Genomic DNA, 4118 nt, shown 5'->3' with positions numbered 1-4118 from the left:
TCGCGCAGGTCTTCGCCCGGTTCGGCGTGCGGGTGACGGTCATCGAGGCGGCCGACCGGGTGCTCGCCGTCGAGGAGCCGGAGGCGTCAGCGCTCGCCGCCGACGCGCTGCGCGCCGACGGGGTGGAGATCCACACCGGGGTCAAGGCCGGCCGGGTCGGCCACGACGGCGGCGCGTTCACCGTGTACGCCGACGGCGCCGAGTTCACCGGCGAGAAGCTGCTCGTGGTGACCGGCCGCAAGGCGCACCTGGAGGAGTTGGGCCTGGACACGGTCGGGGTGGACGCCGGGCAGCGCTACCTGCCGGTGAACGACCGGATGCACGTCACCGAGGGGATCTGGGCGGTCGGTGACCTCACCGGCGAGGGCGCGTTCACCCACATCGCCATGTACCAGGCCGGCATCGTGGTGGCCGACGTCCTCGACCACATGCGGCGTACCAAGGGCGGCCCGGACGCCAGCGGCACCGCGAGCGTGGTCGGCGGCGCGGCCGGTGTGGTCAGCTCGGTCGGCGGCGCGATGAGCGCGGGCGGGTCGAGCGTCGCGCCGGGCAGCGTCCCGGTCGCCGACTACCGGGCGCTGCCCCGGGTCACGTTCACCGACCCCGAGGTCGGCGCGGTCGGCCTCACCGAGCAGCAGGCCCGCGAGCGCGGCGTCAACGTCCAGGTCGGATACGCCGATCTCACCTCGTCGGCCCGGGGCTGGATCCACAAGACCGGCAACGCCGGGTTCATCAAGCTGGTTGCCGACGCCGACCAGGGCGTGCTCATCGGGGCCACCTCGGCCGGACCGGCCGGCGGCGAGGTGCTCTCCGCGCTCGTCGTGGCGGTGCACGCGGCGGTGCCGATCAGCCAGCTCCGGCACATGATCTACGCGTACCCGACGTTCCACCGGGCCATCTCCGACGCGCTGCGCGCGCTGAAGTGACGCGTCAGCCGGCCGGCGCACCGTGCCGGCCGGCCCCGGCGGCGAACCGGCCGGCGCCGCGTACCCCGTCCACCGCCAGCGACTCCATGCCGTAGGCCAGCTCGGTGGCCATCGCCTCCGGCTCCGGCCGCCCCGCGCCGTCCAGCACCGCCGCCCGGTCGTTGCGCAGGCACGTCTGCGGCGACCGGGCGATAGCGGCGGCCATCTCCTCGGCCGCCGCGCGGGCCGCACCCGGCGCGACCAGCCGGTTGACCAGACCCATCGCGTACGCCTCGTCGGCGCCGACCGGGCGTCCGGTGAGGATCAGGTCCATCGCCCGGCTCTCGCCGATCAGCCGGGGCAGCCGGACCGTCCCGCCGTCGATCAGCGGTACGCCCCACCGGCGGCAGAACACGCCGAGCGTCGCGTCCGACTCGGCGATACGCAGGTCGCACCAGAGCGCCAGCTCCAGCCCGCCCGCCACCGCGTACCCGGAGATCGCCGCGATCACCGGCTTGGACAGCCGCATCCGGGTGGGGCCCATCGGTCCGTCCCCCTCGGGCTCGACGCGGTTGCCGCGCGGCGTGCCGACGGCCTTCAGATCGGCGCCGGAGCAGAACGTGCCGCCCGCGCCCCAGAGCACCGCGACCGCCGCGTCCGGGTCGGCGTCGAACGCGCGGAACGCGTCGGCGAGCGCTCGTGCGGTCGGCCCGTCCACGGCGTTACGGGCCTCGGGCCGGTCCAGGATCACAGTGGTCACGGCACCGGCGTGCTCGACGCGTACCCCCATGGGCTCAGCATGCCCGCGACGGCGCTGCCGTGGCTACGCCCTATTTGATCGAGCCGGGTCGGGTCAGCCAGCGCATCGGCTGGCCGGTGACGGCGCCGACCTGGTCGAAGTCCCGGTCGTAGTGCAGCAGCGAGAGGCCGTGGTACTCGGCGGTGGCGGCGATGAGCAGGTCGACCGCGCCCGCCGAGCGGTGCGTCCCCCGCACGGTCAGCTCGCCCTGGACCTCGGCGGCGCGTTCGTAGATCCGGTCCGGCATGACCACCCAGCCGAAGGCGGCCCGGAGCTGCTCGGTCAGGCGCGCCCGGTCGGCGACCGAGCGGGCGGTGTAGAGGAATTCCAGCTCGACCAGCGGGCACACGGCGAGCAGACCCGCTGTCACCTGCTGTTCCCAGCGCGCCAGCACGTCGGGATCACGCAGGAGCCGGACGAGGGCGCTGGTGTCGATCAGGTAGTCGGCCAGCTTCACGAGCGGTAGGCACCCTTGTCGAGCAGTTCGTCGAAGTCACCGGCCTGCCCGCGTTCGGCCAGCTCCGCCAGTGCCCGGGCGCGGCGCAGTCTCGCCGCGCCCTCGCGGAGAGCGACGTTCACCGTGTCCTTCTTGGTCTTCGTGCCGAACGCCTCGGCGGCATCCGCCAGCGCCTCGTCGTCGACGTCCACCAGGATCTTGGTCATCGCGGCTCCCTATATACGACCAGCCGCCCGAGTATATCCAGCGCGGAGGCTGTGCGAGGGAATTCCGGGGCGTCCGGTTTGGGGGCTCTCCTGCCGGGAAGTCGGAACGGGTGCGCGAACTACTGACGAAGATCGAACAGGCCACCGGTCTCGACCGGGTGGGTGACCGGTTGCAGCGCGCCGTCCAGGGCACGTTGCGTTCCCAGCGGGTACGCGACGCGCTGCACGGCGTGTGGCTCGGCCATCCGCTGCACCCCGCGATGGTGCAGGTGCCGGTCGGCGCGTGGATCTCCGCCGCCGTGGTGGACCTGCTGCCCGGCCAGCGCCGAGCCGCCACCGCGCTGGTGGGCCTCGGTACGGTCAGCGCGCTGCCCGCAGCGGTCGCCGGGCTCAACGACTGGGCCACGCTCACCCGCGACCAGCGCCGGATCGGCCTGGTGCACGCCGCCGCCAACACGGTCGGCCTGGCGCTGTACGCCGGCTCGCTGGCGGCCCGGCTCAACGGTCGCCACGGGCTCGGCCGGGCGCTGTCCTACCTCGGTCTGTCCGCCGCCAGCGGTGGCGCGTACCTGGGTGGGCACCTCGCGTACAAGCAGGGCGCCCAGGCCAGCCAGAGCGTCTCCGAGCTGCACCTGATCAGCGACGGCTGGCACCGCGTCGGCGACCTGAGCAGCCTGCCCCGGCACGAACTGGTCACCAAGAAGATCGACGACGTCTCGGTGATCCTCTACCGGGACGGCGACGACGTCACGGTCATGCTGGAGCGCTGCCCGCACCAGAGCGGCCCGCTCGGCGAGGGCACTGTGGAGCAGATCGACGGCCACGCCTGCGTGGTCTGCCCCTGGCACGGCAGCGCGTTCCGGCTCAACGGCGGCGAGGTGGTGCACGGCCCGGCCGCGAACGACCAGATCGTGCTCCCCACCCGCGTGGTGTCCGGCCGGGTCGAGGCCCGGCTGCCCTGACTCAGTCCCGCCGGTGCCGCCCGCTGGAACCCGCGCGGGCGGGCACCGGCCGCTTGCGCAACCCCAGCAGCGCGCCGATCTGCGCGCCCACGATGCTCGCGACCGCCAGCACCGCCGAGATGGCGAGCGGACGGTTGATGCCCTCCTCGGCGGTGGGCCGGGACGCACCCGCCGACATGGCCGGCGGCTGACCGACCGGCGCCTCCACGGTGGGCGTCGCGTCCCGCGGGGTGGGCTTCGGCTTCGCCTGCGGCGCGCTCGACGACGCGCCGCCGCCACCCGGCTTGACCGGTGCGGTCTGGGCCGGCTTGGTCACCACCAGCCGCCCGGTGGCGTGCCGCCGGGCGCCGGAGTCCGTCGCGCCGTCCGGCAGCGTGATGAGCTGGCCGGGGCGGATCCGGTCCGGGTCGGCGAGCCGGTTCAGCCGGGCCAGCTCCTTGTACCTGTCGAAGTCGTCCAGGTAGCGGTCGGCCACCTCACCCAGGTAGTCGCCCTTCGCCACCCGGTACACAGCCGGGTCGTCCGCCTTCGACGCGACCGGGGCCGGCGGCGCGACCCGGCTCGGCGCGGTGACGGCAGAAGCGGCGACCGCCGGCTGCGGGGCGGTCAGCGCGGCGGCGCTCGCCGCGGCCGGGCTCGCGGCCAGGATCAGCGCGACCGAACCGACGAGCGCGGCTGCGGCCTTCTGCTGGCGGTGCATGCCGGGCAGCTTCGGCGCCGGCCGGCGTACCGCAGCCGCGAGCAGCTCCACCACGACGGAGAACGCGAACGTGGCCCAGCCGAACCAGC

At 74.4% G+C, this 4118-nt stretch carries 6 protein-coding genes; 2 read left to right on the top strand and 4 right to left on the bottom strand.

The features are described from left to right. Positions 1 to 926, top strand: a 926-nt coding sequence (locus tag KBX39_RS25005; protein ID WP_210872810.1) for an FAD-dependent oxidoreductase, incomplete at its 5' end; no start/stop codon positions are given. A gap of 4 nt (positions 927 to 930) precedes the next feature. Here the strand turns inward: KBX39_RS25005 and KBX39_RS25000 are convergent. From KBX39_RS25000 to KBX39_RS24990, 3 genes are read right to left on the bottom strand one after another with little or no spacing between them, the layout of a single operon-like run. Next, positions 931 to 1695 (bottom strand): crotonase/enoyl-CoA hydratase family protein, encoded by a 765-nt coding sequence (locus KBX39_RS25000; protein ID WP_210872808.1) that lies wholly within the window; start codon positions 1693 to 1695, stop codon positions 931 to 933. A 40-nt stretch (positions 1696 to 1735) separates the two neighbouring features. Beyond that, positions 1736 to 2161, bottom strand: a complete 426-nt coding sequence (locus KBX39_RS24995) for a PIN domain nuclease (RefSeq protein ID WP_210872806.1) — start codon at positions 2159 to 2161, stop codon at positions 1736 to 1738. Beyond that, positions 2158 to 2367 (bottom strand): type II toxin-antitoxin system VapB family antitoxin, encoded by a 210-nt coding sequence (locus KBX39_RS24990; protein WP_030500628.1) that lies wholly within the window; start codon positions 2365 to 2367, stop codon positions 2158 to 2160. Before KBX39_RS24990 ends, KBX39_RS24995 begins: the two co-directional genes overlap by 4 nt. 110 nt (positions 2368 to 2477) lie before the next feature. Between KBX39_RS24990 and KBX39_RS24985 the strand changes: the two genes are divergently transcribed. Beyond that, positions 2478 to 3329, top strand: a complete 852-nt coding sequence (locus KBX39_RS24985) for a Rieske 2Fe-2S domain-containing protein (protein WP_210872804.1) — start codon at positions 2478 to 2480, stop codon at positions 3327 to 3329. A 1-nt stretch (position 3330) separates the two neighbouring features. Here KBX39_RS24985 and KBX39_RS24980 read toward each other — a convergent pair. After that, positions 3331 to 4118, bottom strand: a 788-nt coding sequence (locus KBX39_RS24980; RefSeq protein ID WP_210872802.1) for a LysM peptidoglycan-binding domain-containing protein, incomplete at its 5' end; no start/stop codon positions are given.

Origin of the sequence: Micromonospora sp. D75 (assembly GCF_018070405.1) — a bacterium.
Lineage (GTDB): Bacteria > Actinomycetota > Actinomycetes > Mycobacteriales > Micromonosporaceae > Micromonospora > Micromonospora chalcea.
This window is presented reverse-complemented; position numbering and strand designations above follow the sequence as displayed.